General features: G+C 34.7%; 23 protein-coding genes. 5 read left to right on the top strand and 18 right to left on the bottom strand.

Annotated features, from left to right (window positions below):
- Window positions 1-109: 109 nt before the first annotated feature.
- The 7 genes from ACQKNZ_RS09040 to ACQKNZ_RS09010 form a co-directional block, all read right to left on the bottom strand.
- Entirely contained in the window at window positions 110-232 is a 123-nt protein-coding gene (locus ACQKNZ_RS09040; protein WP_255475373.1) for a hypothetical protein, read from the bottom strand.
- 282 nt (window positions 233-514) lie between these two features.
- Window positions 515-1,396 carry an ROK family protein gene (locus tag ACQKNZ_RS09035; RefSeq protein WP_427659271.1) on the bottom strand — a complete coding sequence of 294 codons (882 nt, stop codon included), beginning with the start codon at window positions 1,394-1,396 and terminating at the stop codon, window positions 515-517.
- Window positions 1,397-1,408: 12 nt separating this feature from the next.
- Window positions 1,409-2,107, bottom strand: coding sequence for an N-acetylmannosamine-6-phosphate 2-epimerase (locus tag ACQKNZ_RS09030; RefSeq protein WP_427659269.1), 699 nt, complete (start codon window positions 2,105-2,107; stop codon window positions 1,409-1,411).
- A gap of 17 nt (window positions 2,108-2,124) precedes the next feature.
- Window positions 2,125-3,039: a dihydrodipicolinate synthase family protein gene (locus ACQKNZ_RS09025; protein ID WP_191696805.1), complete on the bottom strand. Its 915-nt coding sequence runs from the start codon at window positions 3,037-3,039 to the stop codon at window positions 2,125-2,127.
- A gap of 13 nt (window positions 3,040-3,052) precedes the next feature.
- Window positions 3,053-3,934, bottom strand: a complete 882-nt coding sequence (locus tag ACQKNZ_RS09020) for a carbohydrate ABC transporter permease (protein ID WP_225321658.1) — start codon at window positions 3,932-3,934, stop codon at window positions 3,053-3,055.
- A 14-nt stretch (window positions 3,935-3,948) separates the two neighbouring features.
- Window positions 3,949-4,845: a carbohydrate ABC transporter permease gene (locus tag ACQKNZ_RS09015; protein ID WP_427659266.1), complete on the bottom strand. Its 897-nt coding sequence runs from the start codon at window positions 4,843-4,845 to the stop codon at window positions 3,949-3,951.
- An 80-nt stretch (window positions 4,846-4,925) separates the two neighbouring features.
- Window positions 4,926-6,302 (bottom strand): ABC transporter substrate-binding protein, encoded by a 1,377-nt coding sequence (locus ACQKNZ_RS09010; RefSeq protein WP_191696804.1) that lies wholly within the window; start codon window positions 6,300-6,302, stop codon window positions 4,926-4,928.
- Window positions 6,303-6,580: 278 nt separating this feature from the next.
- Between ACQKNZ_RS09010 and ACQKNZ_RS09005 the strand changes: the two genes are divergently transcribed.
- Together ACQKNZ_RS09005 and ACQKNZ_RS09000 are read left to right on the top strand one after the other, a co-directional pair.
- Complete coding sequence (locus ACQKNZ_RS09005) at window positions 6,581-7,375, top strand: response regulator transcription factor (protein ID WP_191696803.1); 795 nt, start codon at window positions 6,581-6,583, stop codon at window positions 7,373-7,375.
- A 13-nt stretch (window positions 7,376-7,388) separates the two neighbouring features.
- Entirely contained in the window at window positions 7,389-9,188 is a 1,800-nt protein-coding gene (locus tag ACQKNZ_RS09000; protein WP_427659263.1) for a cache domain-containing sensor histidine kinase, read from the top strand.
- A 145-nt stretch (window positions 9,189-9,333) separates the two neighbouring features.
- Here the strand turns inward: ACQKNZ_RS09000 and gltS are convergent, their stop codons facing one another.
- Together gltS and hutG are read right to left on the bottom strand one after the other, a co-directional pair.
- Window positions 9,334-10,518 (bottom strand): sodium/glutamate symporter, encoded by a 1,185-nt coding sequence (gltS, locus tag ACQKNZ_RS08995; protein WP_191696801.1) that lies wholly within the window; start codon window positions 10,516-10,518, stop codon window positions 9,334-9,336.
- A gap of 10 nt (window positions 10,519-10,528) precedes the next feature.
- The gene (gene hutG, locus ACQKNZ_RS08990; RefSeq protein WP_427659260.1) at window positions 10,529-11,440 is read right to left on the bottom strand and encodes a formimidoylglutamase; all 912 of its coding nucleotides are present in this window, start codon (window positions 11,438-11,440) and stop codon (window positions 10,529-10,531) included.
- 137 nt (window positions 11,441-11,577) lie between these two features.
- Here hutG and ACQKNZ_RS08985 point away from each other — a divergent pair, with 137 nt between their 5' ends.
- On the top strand, window positions 11,578-12,456 hold the full coding sequence (locus ACQKNZ_RS08985) for a LysR family transcriptional regulator (protein WP_427659258.1): 879 nt from the start codon (window positions 11,578-11,580) through the stop codon (window positions 12,454-12,456).
- A gap of 529 nt (window positions 12,457-12,985) precedes the next feature.
- Window positions 12,986-13,405, top strand: coding sequence for a pyrimidine dimer DNA glycosylase/endonuclease V (locus tag ACQKNZ_RS08980; RefSeq protein ID WP_144535609.1), 420 nt, complete (start codon window positions 12,986-12,988; stop codon window positions 13,403-13,405).
- A gap of 62 nt (window positions 13,406-13,467) precedes the next feature.
- Here ACQKNZ_RS08980 and ACQKNZ_RS08975 read toward each other — a convergent pair whose 3' ends face one another.
- The 4 genes from ACQKNZ_RS08975 to ACQKNZ_RS08960 form a co-directional block, all read right to left on the bottom strand.
- Window positions 13,468-14,931: an alanine/glycine:cation symporter family protein gene (locus tag ACQKNZ_RS08975; RefSeq protein WP_427659256.1), complete on the bottom strand. Its 1,464-nt coding sequence runs from the start codon at window positions 14,929-14,931 to the stop codon at window positions 13,468-13,470.
- 32 nt (window positions 14,932-14,963) lie between these two features.
- Window positions 14,964-16,550, bottom strand: coding sequence for an amidohydrolase (locus ACQKNZ_RS08970; RefSeq protein WP_427659254.1), 1,587 nt, complete (start codon window positions 16,548-16,550; stop codon window positions 14,964-14,966).
- Window positions 16,551-16,705: 155 nt separating this feature from the next.
- Window positions 16,706-17,305 (bottom strand): YitT family protein, encoded by a 600-nt coding sequence (locus ACQKNZ_RS08965; protein WP_427659252.1) that lies wholly within the window; start codon window positions 17,303-17,305, stop codon window positions 16,706-16,708.
- Window positions 17,306-17,910: 605 nt separating this feature from the next.
- Window positions 17,911-18,816, bottom strand: a complete 906-nt coding sequence (locus tag ACQKNZ_RS08960; RefSeq protein ID WP_427659250.1) for an HNH endonuclease — start codon at window positions 18,814-18,816, stop codon at window positions 17,911-17,913.
- 391 nt (window positions 18,817-19,207) lie between these two features.
- Here ACQKNZ_RS08960 and ACQKNZ_RS08955 point away from each other — a divergent pair, with 391 nt between their 5' ends.
- On the top strand, window positions 19,208-20,212 hold the full coding sequence (locus tag ACQKNZ_RS08955; RefSeq protein ID WP_427659248.1) for a hypothetical protein: 1,005 nt from the start codon (window positions 19,208-19,210) through the stop codon (window positions 20,210-20,212).
- Between the two features lie 233 nt (window positions 20,213-20,445).
- Here the strand turns inward: ACQKNZ_RS08955 and ACQKNZ_RS08950 are convergent, their stop codons facing one another.
- The 5 genes from ACQKNZ_RS08950 to ACQKNZ_RS08930 form a co-directional block, all read right to left on the bottom strand.
- Entirely contained in the window at window positions 20,446-21,696 is a 1,251-nt protein-coding gene (locus ACQKNZ_RS08950) for a dicarboxylate/amino acid:cation symporter (RefSeq protein WP_427659246.1), read from the bottom strand.
- Between the two features lie 603 nt (window positions 21,697-22,299).
- Complete coding sequence (locus tag ACQKNZ_RS08945) at window positions 22,300-23,481, bottom strand: NupC/NupG family nucleoside CNT transporter (protein WP_427659244.1); 1,182 nt, start codon at window positions 23,479-23,481, stop codon at window positions 22,300-22,302.
- 526 nt (window positions 23,482-24,007) lie between these two features.
- The gene (locus ACQKNZ_RS08940) at window positions 24,008-24,841 is read right to left on the bottom strand and encodes a permease prefix domain 1-containing protein (protein WP_427659242.1); all 834 of its coding nucleotides are present in this window, start codon (window positions 24,839-24,841) and stop codon (window positions 24,008-24,010) included.
- A 1-nt stretch (window position 24,842) separates the two neighbouring features.
- Complete coding sequence (locus ACQKNZ_RS08935) at window positions 24,843-25,178, bottom strand: PadR family transcriptional regulator (protein ID WP_144535586.1); 336 nt, start codon at window positions 25,176-25,178, stop codon at window positions 24,843-24,845.
- 121 nt (window positions 25,179-25,299) lie between these two features.
- Window positions 25,300-26,523 (bottom strand): DUF819 domain-containing protein, encoded by a 1,224-nt coding sequence (locus tag ACQKNZ_RS08930; RefSeq protein WP_427659240.1) that lies wholly within the window; start codon window positions 26,521-26,523, stop codon window positions 25,300-25,302.
- Between the last annotated feature and the right edge of the window lie 220 nt (window positions 26,524-26,743).

Below are 26,743 nucleotides of genomic sequence, written 5' to 3'. Positions count from 1 at the left end.
GGGCTTTGTTTGTTCTTTATTCATTGTTCACTTGTTCCATAAAATAACGTAACTTCCTTCATCGATTTGTCTCAGACAACACTTAAAATTTTTTATCCCAAAGTGGTTATTATTTCCTTTTGTCTTTTTGAGATCTGCTTGTTGTAATGAAAACAATCAAAAGCGCAATAATTGCTATAAAAGCAAGGATGCTAATAATAAGTAGAAAACCTGGTAGCGCAATTGTTGGCATTATTAACCTCCATGAATTATTAAAAGATACCCTTTTAATTTACATACTAGAGATAGCTTAGTAAATAGTTTTTTAGAAACTCCCTCAATAATTTTTATTGTTTTATCAATTCAGTAGTCATAAGAATTATTTATAAAAAAAACCGTCCCCTTATAAGTAAAGGTAAGGACGATTGTAGGGCTGACTATTCGTTTACTCAGTAACTATTGTATATTTCTACTCTTCTATTTGTATACAAAACCATTTGTTATTCACTCTGCAATCCTGTAACTTTATTTGCAATCAATACATATGCAAAGACACTGCACCCAGTAGTCCAGCTTTGTTACCAAGCGACGCCTTTACTATTTCTACCTCGGAGTAGCTTCCTATTATTAGTTCTTTAACTTTACTATTTACCAATGATACTAATTTGTCCTGCTCCATTATTCCGCCACCTAAAATAATGGCGGGTGGATTAAAGATATGTGTTAATGAAACTAAGCCATAAGCTATATCAATTATCCACTCATTTAATATTTTCTCTAATTCTATATTTCCTTGTTCAAGCTCTTCAAAAATTACTCGACCATTCACATACTTTTTTTCAATCTCTTTTGCTTTTTCCACTAATGCTCTAGTGGAGGCATACATTTCGTAGCATCCAAGACGTCCACAAGTACACTTCTTGCCACCCGGTTGTAAAATTATATGACCAAACTCGGCTGCACAGCCATTAAAACCCTTGTATACTCCTGATTTTAAAACAATTGCACCGCCTATACCTGTTCCATAGGTTAAACATAAAAACTCTTCAAATTTTTTACCTACACCATAATATTTTTCTCCTAATGCAGCAGCATTAACATCATTTTCAACAAACACAGGGACATCGAACTTAGCTTCAAAAATATCCTTTAACTTCAACCCAGTAAATTTAGGTATATTTTCATTTGCATAAATGATTGAGCCATCTTTGCTATTAACTTGCCCCGCAGTACTAATTCCAATGGCTTGAAAATCCTCATAATTGCTCGTTATTAACTGCATTATTCTTGTAATTAAATGGTCTGCTCCCATGTTTGCTTCTGATTCGTATTCTCTAAAATTTGATATGCTCCCTCTTTCATCAGAAAAGCAAAGCTTAATTGATGTTCCTCCAATATCTATAGCTAATATTTTCATAAAGCTTCATCCTTACCCATTGGATTTCATCGCTTCTACAAATCTTTTAGTAATATTCATCGGTCTTGTTATTGCAGTTCCAACAACCGCTGAGTATGCTCCTAGTTCAAACACACATTTTAGTTCCTCTGGTGTCCAAATCCCACCTTCTGCAATAACTGGCATAGGAAAATCTCTCACTAGTTTTTCTATTAGCAATTTATCGGGCAGTACTGTACCTTGAGTATATTCTGTGTAACCACTAAGTGTTGTGCCTAAGCAATCAAATCCTAATTCATAAGCTTGTTTTCCTTCTTCATAAGTAGAGCAATCAGCCATGAATAGTTGATCACTATACTGTTTTCGAATAGCTGGAAAAACCTCGCTTATTACTTTACCGTCTGGTCTCAATCTATTAGTAGCATCAATCGCTATAATATCGACGCCTTCTCGATAGAGTAGGTCTATTTCTTTTTGAGTTGGTGTGATGAAAACATCTGATTTACTATAGACATTTTTTATAATTCCTATGATTGGCAAATTTACGGTTTTTTTTATTTCTTTAATATCTTCAATACTATTTGCTCTAATCCCTTTAGCGCCACCCATCATCGCTGCATAAGCTATTCTTGCCATAATGTATGGACTATGCAGCGGCTCATCAGGAAGAGCCTGACAAGAGACGATGAGTTCATGATGGATAGAATGTAAAATTTCCTGTTTAGTTTTCATTTATTAACATCCCCACACTAAATCGTTTGATATTTCACAATTGCTTCTTCAATTTTCTTTTTAATGTCGTCAATTTTTTTAATATCTTCTCCAGTTACTGCCTCTAAAGGACCTCTTACACTGCCGATATTTATTCCGCTTAGTTTTAAAACACCTTTTATAACGGAATACATTGAACCATTCAATGAACATAGTGCGATAATAATGTCATTAATATCATGTTGAATTTTTCTGGCATCTGAGAAGTTACCTGCTGAAATAAATTCCTCTGCTTTTAGGAATAACTCTGGCATCACTCCATATGTCCCACCAATCCCACCCTCTGCACCTATTAATCTACCAGACACATATTGTTCATCTGGACCATTAAAAACGATAAAGTCTTCATGGGATGCTGCTTTAAATCGCTCGATATCCATAACTGGCATAGAAGAATTTTTCACGCCGATTAGTTTGTCATTTGTTAATAATCTTTTCAGTAACGGAACAGAAAGATTATAGCCAGTTGTTTGAGGAATATTGTAAATGATAAAAGGCAAATCTGTTGAATCCATAATTTCCGTCCAGTACTTTTCAATTGCACTTTCAGGGAGCTTGAAATAGATTGGAGGAATAGCAGATAACGCATCATAACCTACTTCTTTTGCATACCTCGCTAGTTCAATGCTTTCCTTTGTTGAAGGTGCTCCGACATGTGCGATTAGTGTAATTTTTCCCTGCAGGTTTTCAGCAACACATTTTAGTGTTGCTTTTCTTTCATCAAGCGTTTGATATATACACTCTCCGGAGCTTCCTCCTACATAGAGGCCTCGGATACCTTTTTCATAGAGATGGGTACTTAAATTTTTTATTCTTTCTAGTGATACTTCTCCTGCCTCATCATAACAGGCATAAAAAGCAGGTATAATTCCTTTAAACATATTTAGTTGCATATTCTTTCACTCCTTATTTGATAGAACCCATCGTAATTCCTTGTGTAAACGACTTTTGGAATAACATGAAAATGATAATCATAGGTACTGAAGCTAATGCAGCACCTGCCATCATGACTCCATAATCTGTTTTATATTCTCCTTGCATCGTGGCAATGCCTAAGGGCAAAGTCATCATATCAGTCGAACGTGTAATTACGAGTTGACTAAAATAATCATTCCAACTTAGCATGAAAGTAAAAATCGCCAGTGCACCTATAGCTGGTTTTAGCATCGGTAGTACGATATAAAAAAAGGAACGAATTTCACCACAGCCATCTATTTTTGCTGCTTCTAAAAGTTCATTTGGTATTGTTTGCGAGAATTGCTTCATCAAAAAAACACCAAATGGCCAGCCGATTGCTGGAATGATAAGTCCTTTATATGTATCAACCCAGCCCAAATCGGTTAGCATCGTAAACAATGGAACTAAAATCACCTGTTTAGGTAGCGCCATAGCAGCGATCAGTGCGATAAAAATCAGCTTGCGACCAGGGAATACTTTTTTAGCAAGTACGAAGCCTGCAGTTGCACTTACAAAACATACGGCAATCATCTCAGCACTTGCGATAAAGAAACTATTAAACGTCCAACGCCAAACTGGATTGCTAAATAATGTTATCCAATTATCAAGTATAGGATTAAGTGGAAACCATTCTGGTGGAATCGTGATTGCTACAACTTGAGATTTGAATGCACCAGTAACAATCCAATAGAGTGGGAAAATAAAGAACAGTCCAGAGAGGACTAATATAATAGTTGAGATTATTTTAAAAACGCTTAATTTACGTAACCATTTTAAATTTCCAAGTACATTATTTTTCTTCTTAATCTTTAATGGAGATGTTATTCTCAAAACGTTCCCTCCTTTTAATACTCCACATCATTTCCTAAGTATTTAAATTGAATAATTGAAATTATTCCAATGATGATGGCTAGAATGACACCCATGGCAGAAGCTATACCAAAATTACCTAGAAGGAATGCCTGTTGGTAAACACCATACATCACTGTCGAAGTACTATAAATCGGTCCACCAGAGGTGAGTAATTGTATAAGAGCAAAGCACTGAAATGAATTTATAGTCGTAATGACAATTACATATAAGCTTGTAGGCATTAATAATGGCCAAATAATTTTCCGGAAAATTTGCCCTGGTGTAGCTCTATCAATTTGTGCCGCCTCTATATAACTTGTAGGAATATTACCTAAGGAAGCAACATATAAAATGATTGGCTGACCAACAGATGTCGTGATTAATATTACGGTTATGGCCATTAATGCAGTTTTTGGATCACCCAGCCAGGATTTTGGATCCATACCGAAAAAGTTTGTCACATAGTTAAGTAATCCAAAGTTTGGATGATAGATCCAACCCCAAACTACTGTAACACTGACGACAGAGGTAACTGCTGGTAGATAAAATATACCTCTACAAAATGATCGGATAAATTCACTTTTCTTGTAAATCGACATCGCAACAAAAATAGAAAAACCAATTACTATAGGAACTGCAACAGCAACTAATACAATCGTATTTATAACTGACTTATGGAAGGTTTCATCATGATATAGCGTTACATAATTTTCCAAACCAATGAATTCAAAATTCGTAATGCTATAATCAAAAAAACTCATGTATATCCCTCTTAACATTGGATATACAACAAAAATGAGGAAAAATGTTAACGCTGGTAACAAGAACAAATAACTCATCAACCAATCTAGCAATTTGTTTTTGTTTGGCTTACGAATAGTTGCTAACAATTTTCTACCACCCCAATCCTAATTCTTTTATAGAAAGGAGCAACACATCAAAGATGTTGCTCCTTTTTTGTTTTTCCGTTTTAGTTTGCAGACTTTGCTTTTTCAATCGTTGCATTTGCTTTTTCCGCAAAATCATCTAACGCTTCTTTTGGTGTTTTCGTTTCAAGAATTGCTTCCTGCAACGCTGGGAACCAGAAAGTACGAATCTCTGCATAACCATCTGCAGTTGTTGGAGGATCTGTTATAAACTTACGTGCTAGTTCTGAATAATCATACTCAGAACCTTCATACAGACCAGTAACTGAGTTACGAGCTGATAATCCTCCTGTTTGGATAAGGTTTTTCTTGCCCCATTCAGGATCGTTCACGATGAAATCAATTAGTTTCTTAGAAGCCTCTATTTTTTTGTCGTCCTCATTATTGAAGACAGCTAAACCCCCAAGAAATGGCTCTAGCTTCGGATCTGATCCATCAGGAGTTGGATAAGGTAGTAAAACATCTTCAAAGTCTTCTGTTTTATTTGGAGCAAACAATGATTTTAGTACAGCAGAATAGTTAATAGCGAACGCCATTTTCCCTTGTAGGAATAAATCGTTATGATCTCCTGCCTCAAGTGAAGCAGCACCAGGTGCAACTAGACCATCCTTCGAAGCCTGCACTACCCACTCAAGTCCTTTCACGCCTTCGGCAGAGTTAATCGCCACTTTACTATAATCCTCATTTAAAAATCTGCTTGCACCTAAGTTTGTAATATAGCCTCGTGTTCCCTGGTCTCCTGCTACACTCTTTGCATAAAACCCAGAGGGAATAATACCTGGTGCTTTTTCTTTAACCGCATTTAATGCTTTCTCGTATTCCTCAACCGACCATGTACGATCTGGTCGATCTAAAGGTAACAAATCTAGTTCACCGATTTCTTCGAATAATGTTTTATTAACAGCCATCATGAATGGTCCTGTATTGAATGGGTACATATATACTTGGTCACCGACCATCGATTGCTTTAATAGAGCTGGAGAAATATCGTTCATTACATCAGTTGGCATCATGTCATTCAACGGTGCAAGCAAATCTTTCTTGCCCCAGTCAATAATTCTTCCAGGAGCATCGTAAATTACATCAGGTGCTGTATTCGTAGCAATTGCTACATTCAACTTTTCAGGTCCGCCTTCAAAAGTCAGCATTTCTAAATTCACTTTAATGTCAGGATTCTTTTCCTGAAAAGCAGCTATAATTTCTTCCTCATACTTTCCTACTTTTCCATCTAAAGCCTGGAAGTTCGGGAAATTCCACCATGTTATTTCTACTGATTTGCCGTCGCTAGATACCGGAACTTTTGTTGAATCATTCTCCTTTTCATTGTCGTCCCCAGCCTCCTGACTACACGCTGCCAAAAACATTGATACGACAAATGCAATTACGATAAACAAAATGAACCTTCTTTTTGAACCTTGCATAGTATCCCCCCTAATACAATTATGGAAATATCGGTAAACGCTTTCATTTCCTGTTTTTATCTTAAAGTCAAAAATAAAACTTCACAATCCTTTGTATTTTACATTCATACACCTATTCTGACATGTATACTTGAAAAATATATAATTATTGGAATGTTCATATAATTAGTATTGGGAAAATCTTCTTTATCGTGTACACTATAGCAAATACAAAAAATGCTCTAGTTACAAAATCTTCTAAAACAATAACTACTAATTAATCATTTTGGGGGAATATGATGTATAAATTGATGATTGTTGAAGATGAACCTATCATTCGTTCTGGATTAAAGCATTATTTCGATTGGAAGGAATTAGGCATACAAACAATTGTTGAGGCAGAGAATGGCAAAGATGGTGTAGATATAGCCTTAGTTGAATTGCCTCATTTAGTCATAACAGATATTCGAATGCCGGTGATGGATGGTCTTGAGATGATCGGTAGTCTTCGAACCAAACTCCCTGAAACCTTGTTCATTATTTTAACTGGCCATAGTGAGTTTGAGTATGCACAAAGGGCCATTCAATATGGAGGTGTTCATGATTACTTACTCAAACCGTTACAATATGAAAATAGTTTTTCAGTTATTAAGGAATGTATAGAAAAAATCCGTGTCAAACAACTTGAATCCAAAGTAAATACGGAGAAAAATATAGATTTACTTGGGACATCTCAACTTTTGAAAAAGATGGAGTTCCTTACTCAAGAGGATCTACAACTTTTTAAGAAAATTGAATCCTATATAAAAAAACATATCAATCAAGAATTAACGCTCAATATGGTTGCTGAGCATTTCTTTTATAATCCATCCTATTTAAGCAGGTTATTTAAAACAAAACTAAACATGAATTACATGACCTTTGTAAGCGAAATCAGAATTGGATATGCTTTAGAATGTCTGAAAGAATCTAAATACTCCATTACCGAGGTTTCTCTTATGTGTGGATATAAAAGCTATAAGCACTTCGTAAAATTATTTAAAAGTGTCTCGCAAATGACACCTACGGAATATAGAAAACAGTTAAGGATATAATGTGATGATCCTATTGAAGCGACTTTTTCAACTTTTTCAGTTTAAGCATGTTAATTATCAAATCTTTGTCATGATGATTATAACAATTACTATTCCACTACTCATTTTGTCTGTTATTATTTATATTTTTTCTATACAATCAGCTAAAAATGAATATCAAAATAGTTCAAACCTTATTCTTAATAATTTATCATTTAATTTCGACCAATACTTACGAAGTGTAGAGATCGGTGCTCTTACGGCTCATATGGATAGTAGGCTTCAAAATGCACTAGAAAATTGGGGGAAAACTGACTCGGAAAAGGACTATGTTCAAAGTATAGAATACGAGAATGCAATTGAAAGCTTCATAAGTAGTATTGAAATGACTATTGAGAATGTTGATAGTGTGCAGATCTTTTTAGATAATCGCGTTTTTTATTCTAGCTTTAAAAGAGCTGTTTACGATGTTAGTAGCCTTTCGAGTGAGGAATGGTATCAACAAACTATGGAACAAAAAGGTAAGGTAGTTTTGTTTGGTACACATGAGCCATTTCATCGACCAAATTCGAATGAGTCAGTTATATCCATCGCCAGAGTCATAAACAAAAGCGGTACTAGAAATCCTTTAGGTGTTCTACTTATAGATATCCGTTTAGATTCATTACGGAATATCTTAAACTTATCCGAGAATAGCAATCGAAATTTTATCATTCTCGATGATATCGGCAAGGTTGTCTATGCCTCTGATCTAAATCAGATCAATTCTGATAAGACATTTAAGACACACACTTTGTTAGGCATTTCTGACTCTAAGGAGGATACCGGTAGCTTCTATGCGGAGATAGGTGGAGTTAATTCTTTTTTTAACTACGTTACTTCTCCATACTCACAGTGGACAGTTATTCAATATATTGATGAACAGGAAATGACGAAGCACGCGAACCTACTTCGTCAGGTTATTTTGTGGTTGGCACTATTTTCACTAGCAATGGCTATGTTATTCATGGTGATCTTATATTCCCGTGTTACAAAACCGATTATCTTTTTAAGTAAGCAAGTGAAAAAAATAGGGAGCGGAAAATTCGATGTAAACCTAACTAGCGACCGTCAGGATGAGTTTGGAGGCCTATATCAAGGGATTAGCAAAATGGTCACTGATTTACAGGCGTATATTGAGCGAGCCTCTTACTTAAAAGCACAACAGCAACTTGCGCATTACCGAGCACTAAAAAGTCAGGTAAATCCACATTTTTTAGCAAATGCCTTAGAATCCATTCAAATGAAAGCAGTTATAAACAAACAAAGAGAGATAGCTGAAATGATTGGATTACTAGGACAGTTATTTCGAATCACTATACAAAGTGGTAAAGAGACTATCACAGTGGAAGAAGAATTGACTCATATCCGCTTGTACATACAAGTACAGCAAATGAGGTTCGGAGATAAAATACAGTATTTAGAAAACTTAGCACCACAAAGTGGTTCAATACAAATAGTACATTTTTCTCTTCAGCCTCTAGTTGAAAATGCAATTGTCCATGGCCTAGAGCCCAAGCTTGGAGCCGGTATATTAGAAGTATCTACTACTTTCTTGGACAAGGATCTTCTCATCATGATTCGAGATGATGGAGTCGGGATAGACAACAAGCAACTTCGACAATTACGAGCTTATTTAGACGAATCCTCTAACACATTAACGGAAAAGCATATCGGGCTCAAAAATGTACATGAACAAATTCGCTATTATTTTGGAAACAAATATGGAATTACCATTGATAGCGTTTTAGGTGAAGGCACTACTATAACTGTACGAATTCCAGCACTTTCGTGATACGAAAACTCTATTATGGATTCTATTCTTCATTTATGGGGACCAATTATTAAGAAGTGACCTATATATTCGATATTAAATAAAAAAGCGCAAACACTTGAAGTTCAAGCGTTTGCGCTTTTAGGATTCTATTGGTTCCATTATTTTATTTAAATAGATTAATTGTTGTAATAATAATTGGCATTCCGAAAACATCGATTAAGAATGCTCCTACAATCGGCACGATTAGGAATGCTTTGCGTGATGGACCAAATTTAGAAACAACTGCAGACATATTGGCCATTGCGTTAGGCGTTGCTCCTAGGCCATGTCCAAGGAAACCCGATACCATAATTGCTGCATCGTAATTTTTTCCGAGCAATCGAAAAAGAACGAACACTGCGAATAATACGATGAAGATTACTTGTACTAAAACGATGATAAATAACGGTAAGGCTAAATCTGCGATTTCCCATAGCTTTATGCTCATTAATGCCATAGAAAGGAAAATACCGAGGGAAATATCACCAATTAAATTGATTTCTTTCATGTTGATTAATTCAGGCTTGAAACGATCAACGATATTACGAACGATTACTGCTATGAACATAGCACCTACATAACCAGGTAATACAAACCCTGTTAAAGTAGAGAACAATTCCCCTGCATATGTACCTGCCGCCATACAAAAAGTGATTAAGAAAACTTGCATCATGAATGATTTTTCTGTAATCGGATGTTCTGATTTCTCAACATATGCTTCCGTTTCTTCTGAAGATGGCTTTAAGTTAAATTTGCGGATTAAGTACCCGATAACAGGACCACCAACAAGTCCACCAGCTACTAGTCCACATGTAGCTGCTGCCATTCCAATTGATACGGCAGAAGGAACGCCTAAGCCTTCAATTGTTTCCCCAAAAGCAGCAGCGGCACCATGTCCCCCTTCCATGGATACAGCTCCAGCCATAACACCGATTAATGGATGAAGATCCATTACTTTCGCTAAAGAAACGCCAATCACATTTTGCATTAAGGCTAAGAATCCACAAGCCAACCAATAGATTACTAGCAATTTTCCACCTAACTTAACAAGTTTAAAACTCGCGCCGAGTCCAATGGTTGTAAAAAATGTAATCATGAAAATAGATTGTAGTGAAGTATCTAATGTAATTTCGATAATGTCGAAACCCTTCAAAATCGTCGCTAAAATAGCGAATAGTAAACCTCCCACAACAGGAGCTGGAATACAAAAACGATTTAAAAACCCAACTCTTTTAACTAAAAATGAACCTATTAGAAATAATGTTACTGCTAGACATAGTGTTGTAATTTGATTTATAGCCATATACATTCCCCTTTGGTTATTCGAAGCTATTCATAATTACTTCATTAATAAAGTAAGCCCCCAATTTTGCTGTTTGATTGTTTATATCGAGTGTCGGATTAACTTCACAGATACTGAAACTTACAGTGTTTTTATGCGAAATCATCTGACGTAAAATGTCACGAACCTTTAAAGTGGATAAACCAAATGGAGATGGTGCACTGACGCCTGGAGCTTCTGCAGCACTTAAGACATCCATACAAAGAGTAACGAGTAATACATCATACGCATCCATGAACTTATTTAAATCCTTAGTAAACTGAGGTGAATCCAATTGTTCATCTAAAAAATACTGAACATTATAATTAGCCGCTGTATCAAATAATGCCGTCGTGTTTCCATATTGTTGGATGCCACACACAAAATAATGTGCATTTGGATCCTCGTCTAAAATTTGCTTAAACATAGTGCCAGAAGAGGTTTGATTGTCATAAGAACGCATATCAAAGTGCGCATCAATATTAAGCAAACCTATGGAAGCGTCTGGGCCTACTGCTTTACGCACCCCTAAATATTGCCCGTATAATGTTTCATGCCCGCCTCCAAGTACAATTGCCTTTCCCTTAGTTAAAATGTCAGAAACTTTATCTCCTAGTTCCCGCTGCGCCTGCTCTAGTTCATGGCCCTCACAAACGATATCTCCCAAATCGAATAAGGAATTTATATGAATATGATTACGCCATGGCAACGATGATAACTGCTTGCGTAAAGCAAGAGGAGCTTCTTTTGCACCAGTACGCCCATTGTTACGTCGAACACCTTCATCGCAAGAAAAACCTATCAATCCAACTATTCCTTGTTTAGTTATGGATTCCGTTTTAACAATTTGATGATAACGAAAGTAAGTCGGTTCCGTTTCATGATCTATGCGGCCTTGCCAAACACTCAAATCAGTTTTTTTTAACAATATGTTTCGACTCCTTATAAACTGAAAAATTCATGTTTTCATTATATTTATATATATTTATAATAACAAATACTATTTTTTTATATTATAATAGTTTAAAACTATAAATGAGGTGTGAAATGGATTTACGAAGGATGTATTACTTCAATGCTATAGTAAAATATCAAAGCTTTTCAAGAGCAGCAAAAGCCTTACATATATCACAACCTTCATTAAGTAATGCTATAAAAACACTGGAAACAGAAATCAATGCACCGCTCATAGAACGTACAACCAAACAATTTCGATTAACAGAATTAGGTTTACAATTCTATGAACGTTCGAAAAGTTTACTTGCTCAATTCGAAGTAATGGATACCGAGTTAAAAGAGTTTGCAAAAGGCGAGCAGTTAGAAATTCGATTAGGCATGATCGAGTCAGCAAATTACTGGTTTTCACAAGTAATTATTACCTACCAAAAACAATACCCACAAAACCAAATTACATTAATGGATACATTGTATAATCAAACCGTCCGTCAAGCGTTATTGGGTTTAAACGTACATGGTGTCATAACTAATCAGTATATTGTAGATCAGGAAATAAAAAGTGAATTGTTATATACCGAGCCTTACGTCGTGTTAAGTAAAAAAGATCATCCTTTTGCTACGAAGGAGAAAATATCACTAAAAGACTTTGCAGAAGAAGCATTGATAATAGGTATGCCAGAATTTCAAACGAGTGCACAAATACTAAAAGCTTTTGAACAGGAAAATGTCACGCCGAATATTCAATATAAAATAGAAAGATTTGAAATGATAAAAGTATTGGTAGAGGAAGGGCTAGGAATTGCCCTCCTGCCTGAACACTATGTCAACCACCATTTATCAAAAAGCTTAATATCACGCCAAGTACAAAGTAAGTTTCTAAATCGAAATGTGTATTTAAGCACTATGAAAGACCGCACTTTTCCGGAGAGCATATTAAAGCTATTTGACCTAATAAAGACAATGCACTAAATAAATACAGCAATAATACAAACGCTCTAGAGAATTACTGAGCGTTTGCTTTTTTTAATGAAAATGAAAAAAATCTTACGGATTAACATAGTTAATTATATAAAAAACCCTTCAAATTTTCTTTCTTATAATGGGAGCGAGCAGAACGTTTAATATTTCAGTCTGATATTTTTAAAAAAATTTCTATTCTTTATGATTAGCTTTGCCAGAAGGCACTTTTGCCAATTGGTAGATTGCAGGAGTAATTAGATTATATTTTGGATCTAGCAATACGGAAATTTTACGTTTGCCTCCCAGAAAGAATGCAACAATAGCAAGACAAATTCACTCAATCGAAGTCAGTGTATTGTAGTATTATAGAATAACAGGCATCCTGAATAAAAACAGGGCAAAATGAAAAGTATATGTCTAAATCCACTTTTCTTACCGAAGGATGATAACAGGAAATCGCTAATGAAAAAAAGATCAGGAAATTAAAACAAGACTGTCTATTTTCACGATAAATAGATTGAACAGGAGATGATTTTGTTTGCGCTTATGGCACCAAAGTTTACTAAGGAATTTGCCAAAATCTCAGCTGTTGGCACAGTGGCGTGAGTTAAATAGTATATTTGCTAAGGAAGACAGACATATTTTGATAAATTATATTTATGACTATCCGAAAGAGGATTTGTTTGCCTATACACAACTTGTTCTAAATGAAATGCGTGCTCGCAACATTAATATTAGGACGCTAGATAAAATGGAGCGTTATTTCACAGATGTACCTTTTGAACAAATAACGGATCCATTCGTTCATCATCATAACGAGGAATATTTCGAGATATGTTATTTTAATCTAAAAGAAAAATACATGCGAGGACAAAAGGATTTTGATGCGGAGCGGTATGAGGCTTTAACGGAAAAGTATGAAGAAATTTGTTCGTCCCAGTGTAGTAAACAATCATGAAGGTTCGTTTGTTCGAACTAACACGATTGTTTCTAACACAGAGACACCTTTATGAGTGAAGTTTATTTGTTTTTCTTTTTTAATCTGTCCTCATAAAACACATTAAAGTTAGGGTCTACAACACCTATGTTTAAATATCTAGCCTTATAGTCTCTTAATAATTCAAAGAATTTTTTACTTAAAAATAACAAGACAATTAAGTTTACAAAGGTTGGAATTGCTGTAGTGATATCCGCAAAATACCATACCGCTTTACCTGGTAGATTATAAGTAACCGCATACACAACCATTAAAAACCCTGGTATTGGGTAAAGCCATTTAAACCATAGTAAAATCTTATATTTTAACGTTAACTTCTTCTCATCTCCAAAGACGTGTCTTAATAGAATTTCATAATACGTATACCAACCAGTAGATGTAGTCAGGCCAAAAAGAAATATTGAAATAGTGATAACATATCTACCTAATTCACCAATCCCTATTTCAAAAGCAGATAGCGTTAAGGCTGCCCCATCCAGTCCAGATGACCAAACACCAGTAATAATGATTGTAAATGCCGTAATAGTACAAACGATGATTGTATCTACAAATACTTCCACTGCACCCCACATTCCTTGTTTAATAGGATGACTCGTTTTAGCTGTAGAGTGAATCATTGGAGAAGTTCCCCAGCCCGCTTCATTACTGTAGACAGCACGAGCTACCCCCATCCGAATTACTTGGGCAATTGCCGCTCCAGCGAATCCACCTACAGCAGCGATACCAGTGAAGGCACTTTCAAAGATTAAACTAAACACCGGAATGATCTCCGAATAATTCTTAAAAATTATAAACAGCCCTGCCAATACGTAGAAAATACACATAAATGGAACGAGTCTACTAGCAATTTCACCAATACGTTTAATCCCACCATAGATAATAATATAAATGAGAACTAAATAAATAAAAGAAGCTGGAATCATACCAATATCAAAAGAAGAGCTTAATGCCTCAGAAATCGTATAATTTTGAAGAGTGATAAAGAATGTAGTAAAAATTCCAATTCCGAAAAGTATAGCTGGTACTTTCCAATATTTAAAGTTTTTTTCTTCACCAAGTCCCTTTTCCATATAATAAGTAGGTCCTCCAAAAGGATCACCTTTTTCATCGGTATTGCGATAATAAACCGATAGAGTTACCTCTACAGTTTTAGTAATCATCCCTAGCAATGCAGTAAGCCACATCCATAATACAGCACCTGGTCCTCCTATTGCTATAGCTGTTGCCACTCCACCTATATTCCCTACACCGACACTGCCACCAATAGCTGTACTTACAGCTTGAAAAGGTGTCAGTATACCCTTAGAATCCTCTGATTTATCTCTTTTCTTAAATAAATCGCCGAAAGTCACCTTAAAAATATGAGGCAAATAACCAAATTGGAATAGTTTACTACCAATTGAAAAGTAAACTCCTACAAACAAGACCGTGAAAATTAGTGGAAGACCCCAAAGCCAGCCTACTATTGTTTCTAATATCGCGTCCATGCTTCATCCCCCTATTAAATTATTTACATACGCTACTTTCTGTACTTGATAACACCGCCAATTACTGTCATCTCAACTTCTGTTTCTAAAAGTTCATCTGCACATTCCATACTAAATGGATTTTTGTTGAGTACTGTCATATCTCCAAGCTTTCCTCTTTCTAGCGTTCCTTTCATATTCTCTTCATTCGTAGCATAGGCACCCCCTACCGTAAAAATTTTAAAAGCTTTATACATGGAGAGTTTTTCTGCCTCATTATAACCATTATGATTTTCCCCAATTTTTTTACGGGTAACAGCTGCATGAATTCCTAATAAGGGATTTAACGGTTCGATAGGTGCATCTGAGCTTCCGGCTGTAATGACACCTTTTTCTAGCAACGTTTTAAATGGATAAGACAAATTAGCTCTTGACTCTCCTAACCTATCAACAATCCAAGGATAATCGCTTGGTACAAATCTAGGTTGTATATCGATTATGCGATTAGGACTTTTTAATCGTTCGATTAATTGGTCATTTAGAATAGACACATGGATCAATCTGTCCCTGTAGGCAACTGGCTTCAGTTTGTCGAGATTATCCAGAACATCTATCAAAGCCTGGTCACCGATGGTGTGGACAGCAATCGGCATATCAAATTCTCTACAATTTCTCATTAGTTGCAATAGCCCTTCCTTCTCATACATAGCGTTCCCGTAATTACCTGGACTATCTGCATAGGGCTCGGACAAAAGTGCCGTTCTACCTCCCAATGCACCATCTGCAAAGAACTTTATAGCACCAATCATCACTTTATTGTTTCCATACCCTGCATACATTCCTGCATCCTTTAATTCTTCCAGGTATTTATAGTCCATTAAAAGATTGCTTCTAGGACCAATCCCCTCTTGATTTATTAGTTCATTAAATAGCTTGTAAGTTTGCTTAGCACCATTCAAGTAAGTTGGGTCGTTCGTATGAATACCTGTTAAACCAACTCTTAAAGCATCCTCCAGCCCCCACTTTAAAGCATGCTTAAGCTGTTCATAGCTTTTAATAGGAATACGATCTGTAATAATAGTAGAAGCAGTTTCAAGTAATAGTCCAGTGGGTTTATTTGTTTCGGTGCTTGTAACTACTGTTCCTCCATACGGTACAGACAGCTTATCATGATAACCACTTTGCTCTAGAGCTTTTGTATTCACTAGAAATGCATGACCACAAACTCGCGGAAGAAATAATGGAGAGTCGGGTGAGACATAGTTTAGTTCGTCAATTGTTGGAATTTGTTTATCAGGAAATATATTCTCATCCCAGCCCCTCCCTAATATCCATTCTCCAGGTTGAATTGACCTAGTCTTATTGCTTATTACATTAAGAAGCTTCTCTTTTGACTCTATACCTGTCAGATCTAGCTCTTGAGCATTAATACCAACGCTCGAAATATGTAAATGACTATCTATTAACCCTGGAAACGCATATTTACCGTCCAAATCTATGACTGTTGTATTATCCCTTCCCCATTGAAGCATCATGTCTTCATTGGTTCCTAAATCTATAATTTCTTCATCTTCGATTACTATAGACTGTACAAGAGGTTCTTCTAAATTCATCGTAAAAATATTTCCGTTTGTATACATTATTCTCATATGACATTTCTCTCCCCTTTTCATCATAATTTGATTCTATTAATTTATTTTAATATTCAGATAAAATTAATTCAATTTATATTATAGAATTTATTAAGAAGAGCAGATTAGAACTAGGTAGAAATATATCTACTATAGCTAAAACACTATGCTGTTATAGGTGAATGAGGATGGGGTTTTGTTTTTCTAGCTATGAGACTAGTTGACAGAGCAACAGACAAAATGGTCATGATTGAAAGCAAAAAGGAATCCATAGACAGCAATAATCCACCTACAACTAATACTAGTGAGTCAATAACAAAAATATTTATACCTACGTTTACACCCGTCTTTGCACTTATAAACTGTGCAACTAAATCAGTCCCCCCAGTACTTGTCCGATATCTAAGCATAAAACCTATACCGATTCCCACTAGTGACCCACCAACTAAAGCACTAGGAACAGATTCCAAGATCACTAGCTGACTAAATGGTTTAAATAAGTCAATAAAGAAAGAAGAAATGATCATTCCATGTAGACTGTTATAAAAATATTCTCGATATTTATACCAAGCGACAACAAAGATGGGAATACTAAATAGAATAATTGTCGCACCAGTCTTAACTCCCCACAAATAGTTAAAAATTAACCCTATACCTATGACTCCACCATCTAGTATTTCATAGGGAACTAAAAACAGATTGATACCCAGGGCTATAAAGATACTGCCAAAAATAATAACTAAACCCTTTTTAAATAAATACATATTAACCTCCACTGTCTGGATATGTATTTAATTTATGATTGGAAAGAGGACAAAATGTCTAATTTCAAATCGTTATTCGGAATATAGGCTAATAAACCAAATAGAAAGAGATTTATATTTGTGTGTTGTAGATAAGATGCTATTAAGATATTAACTCAATTAAAAAAAGGCTAGCTGTGATAGTCACTAGCTAACCTATTAATAGCAGAAGTAATTAGATACAATCGCACTGATAGTATGCACCGAAAATGGATATTAACTTTGAATTGTTCCCCTGATAAACTTGGAGAATAAAGATCTTTCACCATTCCATAAACCCCTTTCTTTTTTTGCATAATTAGATATCAGAATTTTTTAAGATGATATCTCTTGACTGCTCGTCACTGAACTAACCTCCTAAAGCAATTTACAAAATGAATAATATATCTTTTGATGCAAGATGCTATTTTTAAATCTAAATAATGTATACATAATTTTCTATTTATTCCATCATAAAGTCAAATATTTCTATGAAAAATTGTAATATCAAAGATAGGCTAGTCAAAAAAAATTGCCTTATCCTCTATCTAAAAAAGCTTTCCATCCTTTTCAGGATGGAAAGCTGATTATTTTAATATATTCTTTTTATGCCATTTAAAGTACTTTTTATTTTCTTCTTTTCTATTAATGCGCATCTTCGAATGAATTCGATATTTATCGTAATCCCTTTCTTCTATACGGTTAGAAATATGGATTTTTCCTTGACCATCAAATGCTATATACCCCTTCTCATATAATGCCTCATGATTATAACAAAGCAATATTCCATTATAAGGGTCTAGCCTTTCTTCCTCAGTACTATCCTTCCAAGGTTTTGATGGGCAAGGATGTAATAGTTCAGGAGAGTCGATGTTGCAAATAGCACATTGGTTATCCCATAAAGGGGAAAGCGTCTGCTTAAATTTCTGAAGTCCTTTGCGAATTTTTACTTTTGCTTCAGACTCCATTACTGCAATAATTTGTAGAAGTCGATTAGTTTCCTTTAATAGAATCGAACTAATAGCAAATTCAAGCTGCTCCTGTTTTTCGAAATTTGCATTGTTGTCAGCTATTAACTCTAAAAGTTTAATGGCCAATAGTTCATTACACGGGTAAAGATATCCTTGGTTACCATCCCCGTTTTCTTGAAAGGCGTAATATTTTATCGGAAGAAATAGCTCTATCTCCTGAAAATTATCCTTAATATTTAATGGAGTATTTAGTTCCTCGTATGAAGTTTCTACCTTATTACCAACTTTTTTATAAAGAGCATCATAGGGACTTTCTGCTTCGTAACAATCTTTTTTAGCAATACTGACAGCTACAATGTCACCTTTTACGTAATGAAAAATACAATCCCCTGCTTTGACTTCCTTCATTCGCTCCCAAAAATGTGGATGCATACCACTTTTATCGACCTGTTTAGACCAAATAATGTTATGTTCTTTTTCTTCTATATACGTTTGTCCTTGCATGACGATATAAAAATTCATATATATGTACCTCTACTCTCTTAATCCATATATATATTATAGCAAAAAATTATCAATGCATTATACGATCAGCTCTCTTCCAATTTTAGTTAGATTGATTTGGTTAGAAGGCCGCCTTCGCTATAAGATATATGAACACTGTCTTTGTTGAAAAGAGCAGCTAGCGGTTATACTCTCACTTAGCTTTAGGCGGATTCATCGGATTCGCTTGACGAAAATACTGAAACAAAGGGCGAACGGTCATAAGTCTTTGTTCATTGGATTTAATACTTTTAAAGAAACAGGTTTCTCTTACCATCCTTAACAAAAATAAGTGAAAAAAATATATGAAAATAGCTTCGAGAATATGATATGGTAGAATATCTAGAACTCTAATATAGAAGGTGAAGAAGTGTTAGAAGTAAATGAAAGTAAGTTAGATCGATATATAGTGCATTATGTAGGCGATTCACTTGTTTTAGGTGACGAAATATATTTACAACCAGAGGTTATGCTAGAGGCTGCATTCACACAATTGGCATTTAACAAAGTAGATTTTGAGCAACAATATGATTTCTTCCATCAAACAGACCTAGGGCTAAATGAAGTTTACACATATGTAAATAGCATTTTTGATAACAAAAATAATTTCCTAGAGCAATCAAAAAATATTGCAGTTCATCTACAAAGCGTTTCTCAGCATCCTAATATAAAAAACGGAGAATTATTTATTGGATTGTTTGAAAACTGCATATGGAATACAGAGACTAAAAAAGCTCTTACTATCGTTAAAATCGATGAAAAAGAGATGTATTTAGATATTAAAAATGAACAAGACAAAGTAATAGTAAACGGTGTAGATGGGATAAACGTAAGGAAAATTAACAATATAGCAGTAATCATTGATATGGGTCCAGATGCAGCCCCTGCAATTTTCATGAAAACAAAGAAAAAGGAAGATGTTGTTTACTGGCAGGAACGTTTTCTAAACATTAGAGTGGCAGATGAACACTTCCATAAAACTAATTTAGCGTTAACAGAATGCAAAAAACTAATTGTTAAAGAAGAGAGCTTCACTAATACCGAAAAGCTTGGACTACTAAACAAAACGCTTGATTACTTTAGAAATGAAGAAGCATTTGAAGTTGACGAATATATTGAAACAGTATTTGACAATGCAGATCAAGCTCAAAAAGATATAATAGTTAATTCAGTGAAGCCATATGAAACTGTCATTTCAGAAAGTGCAATTGCTAAGGCAGAAAAAATTTATAAGAGAAAAATTAAGCTGGATTCCAACATTGAAATTCAAGTGAATGTTCGGGATATTGATCAGGTAGATCAGCTTATAGAAGTTGGCTATGATGAGGTTTCCAAGCGAAAGTTTTATAAGATTTATTTTCAGGAGGAAGTGTAGAATTATATTGTCACTGCTGAGAAAAGCTAGGGGCTGCCCAAGCTACAATATAATTTTAACAGAGTATTACATGGGATAAAATAATCATGATAGCTTTTCTCGAATCAGCGAAATAACCCTTTATACTTGCCATGTCAATTTCTCTCCTCGCCCGAGTTAATAACGTTAAATCTAAAAAAAAAGCTATCTCAAGGTGTGATTAAGTCATCCTTGAAATAGCTTTTTTCATATTATTACTTAATAATCGTAGAAGCAGATTCCACTGTTCCAGATTTCTGATGTTTCTTTTCACTTTCAGTTACATATAGGGCACATGTTAAGTCACCTGTACAATTGACCATTGTTCTTGTCATATCAAGTAATCGGTCTATACCTATGATTAATGCGATCCCTTCCACTGGAAGATTAACAGACTCTAGCACCATCGCTAGCATAATCATACCAGCCCCTGGGACAGCTGCTGTACCGATTGAAGCAAGCACGGCTGTCAAAACAACAGTAAGCATTTGGACAAACGATAGATCTACTCCATATACCTGAGCAATAAAAATTGTCGCAACCCCTTGCATGATTGCTGTTCCATCCATATTAACTGTCGCTCCCAGAGGCTGAACAAAACTACTGATCCCTTTTGGCACTCCCAATTTTTTTTGTGCAATCTCCATAGATATTGGTAAGGTCGCACTGCTACTAGAAGTACTAAACGCCACTGTTAAAGCAGGTAAATATTCTTTAATGACCTTCAACGGATTTTGTTTTGCTAAAAACTTAAGTGCGGAACCATAGACGATAACTGAATGAACTAGTAATGCTAAAAAGACAACTACCATATACATAAACATTACTTTTAGAGCATCAAAACCTTGCTTCCCTACAGCTGAAGCTAGTAATCCAAATGTGCCAATTGGTGCAAACTTCATCACTAATGTCACTAAAAACATCATTAATTCATTGGCCTGCTCCATAAATCTTTGGACACTTTCCACTTTGCTTCCTAAATAGCTAATTCCTAAACCAATAAATACCGCAAAGAAAATAATTTGTAGCATGTCTCCACTAGCCATTGCTTGAACAGGGTTAGCTGGAATTATTCCTAACAATGTTTCAGAAACTGGTGGTGCTTCTGCAGCTTCGTACTCAACTGATCCTACATCAAAATTTTCACTGTCCCCTGGTTGGAAAACGAGTGCTAATACTATCCCTATAGTAATCGCTACAGCGGTTGTTGCTAAAAAGAAAAGCATTGCCTTTCCGCCCATACGCCCTAACGATTTTGGATCTCCTATATTAGCAACCCCTACAGCTATTGAGAAGAATACTAAAGGCACTATTAACATCTTAATAAGATTCAAAAAGATTGTTCCTAGTGGTGTAAACAAATAACTATCTGCCGTTTTAAAAAATTCTGGTGCTACGATATTTAAAATTACTCCGACAACCGCACCAAGTACTAAAGCCCACAATATCCTAGTTGCTAATTTCATTCAATCACCCTTTACTAAATATATAATCAAAAAATTATTGGCAGCTTAATAGAATATTAGCTAAATAGATTATTCATTGTTCTAGTTGAAGTATTCTGCATTAAGTAATTTTTCCGACAAATTATTATGTAAAAATATTATAGTTGAATAAATTTCATAATTTCTGTTTTTATGAAAAAACACGAACAATTACATGCTTTTCTAACAATATAAACTATTTCATTGAGGTGAGCGATAAGCCAACACCGCCCTCCGCTACAATGAACAAATAAGAAATGTGCATGTTTAAATGCTTAAGTGTTATTTATGAAATTAACTCAGCCAACTTTACAATATTGTATTATCACCTAGAATCAACGAGTAACTAATTTTTGTAATGCTAAATTTCCATAAAAACCAATAATCTTCCAATAACAACTAAATCTATACTTACTAATATATAAGTACCACAATTAACTACAATCTAATCTAAAAATAATAAAAAAATTAGAAATCTATTGGTTACTTCATTTTTGTTAAATAAATATCTCAGTTCGATACACCTCTCTATAAAAAAATAGCATCATTCCCAATAAAGAGAGTGACGCTATTTAAGATTGAAGCTTAAATAAATATCCCAACTAAGGTTGCAGTTAAGAAAGAAACCATGGTAGAAGCGACTAATAACTTAAGACCATGTTTTGAAACGATAGAAGCTTTTTCTCCGTTGATAGCTTGTAGAGAGCCACTAACTATTCCAATAGAACTGAAATTCGCAAAGCTAATTAAGAATACCGAAACTACTGCAACTGTTTTCTCAGAAAGATTAGGAATTTGATCTCTGAACTGAAGCATTGCTACAAATTCGTTTGTTGCAAGCTTCGTACCCATCGTTTGACCAGCTACTAAAATTTCGCTTGCAGGTACACCCATTAACCAAGCAATCGGCGCAAATACATATCCTAAAATTTCCGTAAACGTTAAACCGATCGCAGCTTGGAACCCTGCGTCTATTAACGCCATTAATCCTACGTAAGCCACTAGCATAGCTGCTACAATTAAGGCCACTCTACCTCCATCTAATGCTCCCATTGAGATAGATTCAAAAAGAGATTTTGCTTGAGATGCTTCTTTAATGTCGATAACTTCTTCTTCCTTAGAAGAGTCAGGAGCAATAATTATACCAATAATCAAACCTGACAAAGCATTTAGAGCCATTGCACCTAAAACATACTTAGCAGGTAACATAGTGATATAAGAACCCATAATGGATGCAGATGCAGATGCCATAGATGTGATCGTCATGACAAACAACTTGTTTTTGTCCATTTTAAGCACGTGTGATTTAATAGCTAAAATTCCTTCTGATTGACCGAAGAAAATATTATTTACAGCATGGAATGTACTAACACGTGAAAGCCCTGTAATTTTAGACAAGAATCCTCCCAAATATTTAATAATAAGTGGTAGTACACGTAAGTAAGTTAAAACTGAAAGTAACATAGAAGTAAAAATTAAAATTACTAATACATTTATAAAGAATACTGAGCCGCCTTCTGGGACCCAACCTCCAACTACGAAGTTTACCCCTTCACGCCCTATATTAATAACTTTTGTAAAACCATTACCAATACCTTCTATTACAGTCAGTCCGACAGTTGTCTTGAACATGATTAAAGTTAATACGACTTGAAGAACTAACATAACTCCAACAGCTTTAAAATTAATCGCTTTCTTATCATTACTAATTAAGTAAGCTAATCCAAAGACTACAATTAATCCTATTATTCCTATTAAAATTGACATTCTCTATACCTCAATTTTTATTATTTTTTTTTGATCATACAACTTGTTGTATTTTCTTAGCTCGTCTTAGCATCAAGGTATCAAATGAAGAAATTATAAATTTTTAGAAAACCATTTGTGACCGCTTTCAAAATGATGTGAAATGCATATTTTTGTTGACTTAACTTTGCCTACTCGTTTCACTTATCTTGTAAGACAGCAAACAAAAACGCTTACAAATAATTCGAATGAGGCTTCCTTTAAAAACCATCATTTTACCTTCAATTGCTTTTGATACTTTTACGTCATTTTGTCATTCTACATTGCGAATATTATAGAAGTCAAATAATTGATATTTTAAAATCTTTAGAATGACTAAATGCCTAATATTCTAAATTTTCCTTTGAATTGATATAAACGAATTAGTTATTTAGTCTTTTTTCTAATTATTAGAGTATATATTAGTTCAAATTTCTCAACAAAAATAAAGGAAGAATGAGTATTTGCCATACATCATTCTTCCTTTATAGGTTTATTTTTATATTTTTTAAGCCATAACTTTTCTTTTACCAACTAGATAATATACTAAAAAGCCAAAAATATTCGATAAAGCAAATATGATAATCCAAGCAATATTTAACCTCTTCTGATGATAAGCGTTGATGGTTGCCCAAATTGTGAACAAAGTCCAATAGATTGTTACTCCTACAAATAAAATGATTGTCATCACTTTACTAAACACTCTTTGCTCCATACTAACGAACCACTGATCATCTCCATTCCCATATGGATAAAAGGCTGGCTTTAGCCATTCAGGGGACCAAACTGCTTGATTAAATTTATAGTCTGGAGTTGCTTCTTCAACATATTCAAATACATTCGAGTAGTCGCCAGGTTTCTCACCCTCTTTGACTCCCCTCACATCAAATATCTTAACAGTAGTTATGAAATCAGTTTTTATTATAGAGTTCTCTATGGCCATTATCATTTCAGGTGTAATAGTGGTTTTGTTTTCTAAAACTGTTGCTATCTCTGTTGCTACATTAGATATTTGAGACGATTGCTCTTCTGCATTTTGCCAAAGCCAACCAAAAACCGATAAAAATAAAACAAGGAAAGCTAGTGATAAATATAAAATCCATTTAGCAAATACTTGTTGGGCTTTAAACATTTCACCTAGAATGGTACGAATTTCTTTTTCCTCTCCGAATCTGGATATGGCTATTTTAACAGCTTCCTCTTCAGTTATACCTTCTTGTTTTAAATCATAGACAGCTTCTAGTAAATGAGTTCTCATCTCAGCTTTCATTTCAAGAATCTCTTTCTTATTTCCTTTTGTGTTTTGATAAACAGAATTAACAAATAAATCTACTTGTTTCAAATTAATCTCCTCCTTCCAAAAAAGAATCCATTATTTTTTTTACAAATAACCATTCATTGCATTTTTCCTTGTAGCCCACTTCTCCAAGGGAAGTAAGCTTATAATATTTTCTTCTTCCACCGGGCCCTTGTTCATCACCCCAATAGGACTCTATCCAATTGTTTTTCTCCAATCTTTTTAAAGACAAATAAAGTGTTCCTTCCTTTAGTTCAAAAAGATTGTTACTTTTCTCTCGAACGATTTTAGCGATTTCATATCCATAGCGATCGTTTTTCTGTAACAGAGATAATATGAGTGTATCAATATGCCCCTTCAACACCTCTTTATTTATTTCCATTTTTTACACCACCTTACTATTATTTATAAATTATATTACCTAATAATACAAGGTATTATTTATTTAGTACTAACCAAAAAAAATAGCATTGCGACTGCAATGCTATTTTTATTAAACTATTTTACATAAAGCCCTCTAACCACAGTCCTAAGAAAGTACCCACGTAGTTTCCAATTATATATCCCAGTGTTCCAACAATTAAGATTGGTCCTACTAGATTACTCCATCCCTTTGCAATTGCCAGTGCTGCGGCTGTAGTGGGACCCCCGATATTTGCATTTACTGCTAACAGTGTTTCCTCAAGTTCAAATTTAAAGACCTTCGCACCTACCAAAGAAACGATTAAGTTGATTGCTACAATGATAAAAGCAAAAATTAGCAATAACGGTGCATTTTCAATGATCAATGGAATGGAAGCAGGAATACCAATCACTACAAAGAAAATATGGATGAGATAAGTTCCAATCTCTTGGCTTCCACTTAATGAATCGAAGAATTTTGGAAACAATAAAAGAGCTAGGAAAGTGAATGTCGTTAACATTAAATACTGATCTCCTATTAATCCGTTTAACAGGTTTAGTAGAAAGTTTACATCTTCTCCAGAAGGAATAAGAGTATCAAACCAAGTAGATACCTTTTTTGCTAAAATAACTAATGCAAATGCCGTTCCTACTGACAAAGCTATATCCTTTAGGGATATCTCCTTCGCCTTCCAATAGGCTTTTGACTGATTAACTTGATCCTTATTACTTCGAGATTCTAACTCATCTATATGTGGCGTTTTATACTTTTTACGGAAAAAATGCATAGTAGGAATAATCATTAATATAACAAAAAGAAGCGCCATATTTAAGTTGTCTGCAACTACCGCCGATGAAACTAACTCCCCCGGCGTTTCAAACTTAGCAGACATTGCCGCAAAGTTAACCCCTCCACCTATGTAGCTAGCACTGAACATAGCAGCAAGCTTATTGAGTAATGGTATATGATCCTTTAATATAAAAAATGCTATAATTGTTCCAGCAACAGTACCTACCGAACTTATTAAAAATATCATTAAAAGTCTGCCGCTTTCCTTAAACAGCTTTTTAATATTCACATGAAATAATAGTAATGGTATTGCAAGTGGAACAATAATGCTCCATACCGAATCATAAACAGCGGATTCAGTTGGTATGATCCCCGTGTTAGATAAGAGTATGGCTATCAATAAAGCGATAATGGCACCAGTTATTTTCGCCGCCCAGCTAAATCTTTGCTCCAAAAAAATACTCAATGAAGCAACGATAACAATGATTCCCCAAAGTGTAAGTGTATCATCTGCTTGGATTAGTGTATTTCCCATAAATTCCTCCTAGTTTAGTTAATTTCATAATAGTACTTTACCAGTAAACACGAACTTTGCTCCACGAGTAATTGGAGCGGCAGGCGGTGATGGCTTATTGCTCACCCCACGGATAGCGTCCGCCTAAAGCGTAGAATCAATTACATTTTACTCGTTGACAGCATTTAGATATTATTATTCTCTTCTCGATTGTTCGTGTTCTTTATAATTATTTGAATTA

Source organism: Psychrobacillus sp. NPDC093200, from assembly GCF_050280345.1.
Classification (GTDB): Bacteria; Bacillota; Bacilli; order Bacillales_A; family Planococcaceae; genus Psychrobacillus; species Psychrobacillus faecigallinarum.
The sequence above is the reverse complement of the archived record's forward strand: the minus strand, read 5'-3'. Positions and strand labels throughout refer to the sequence as shown.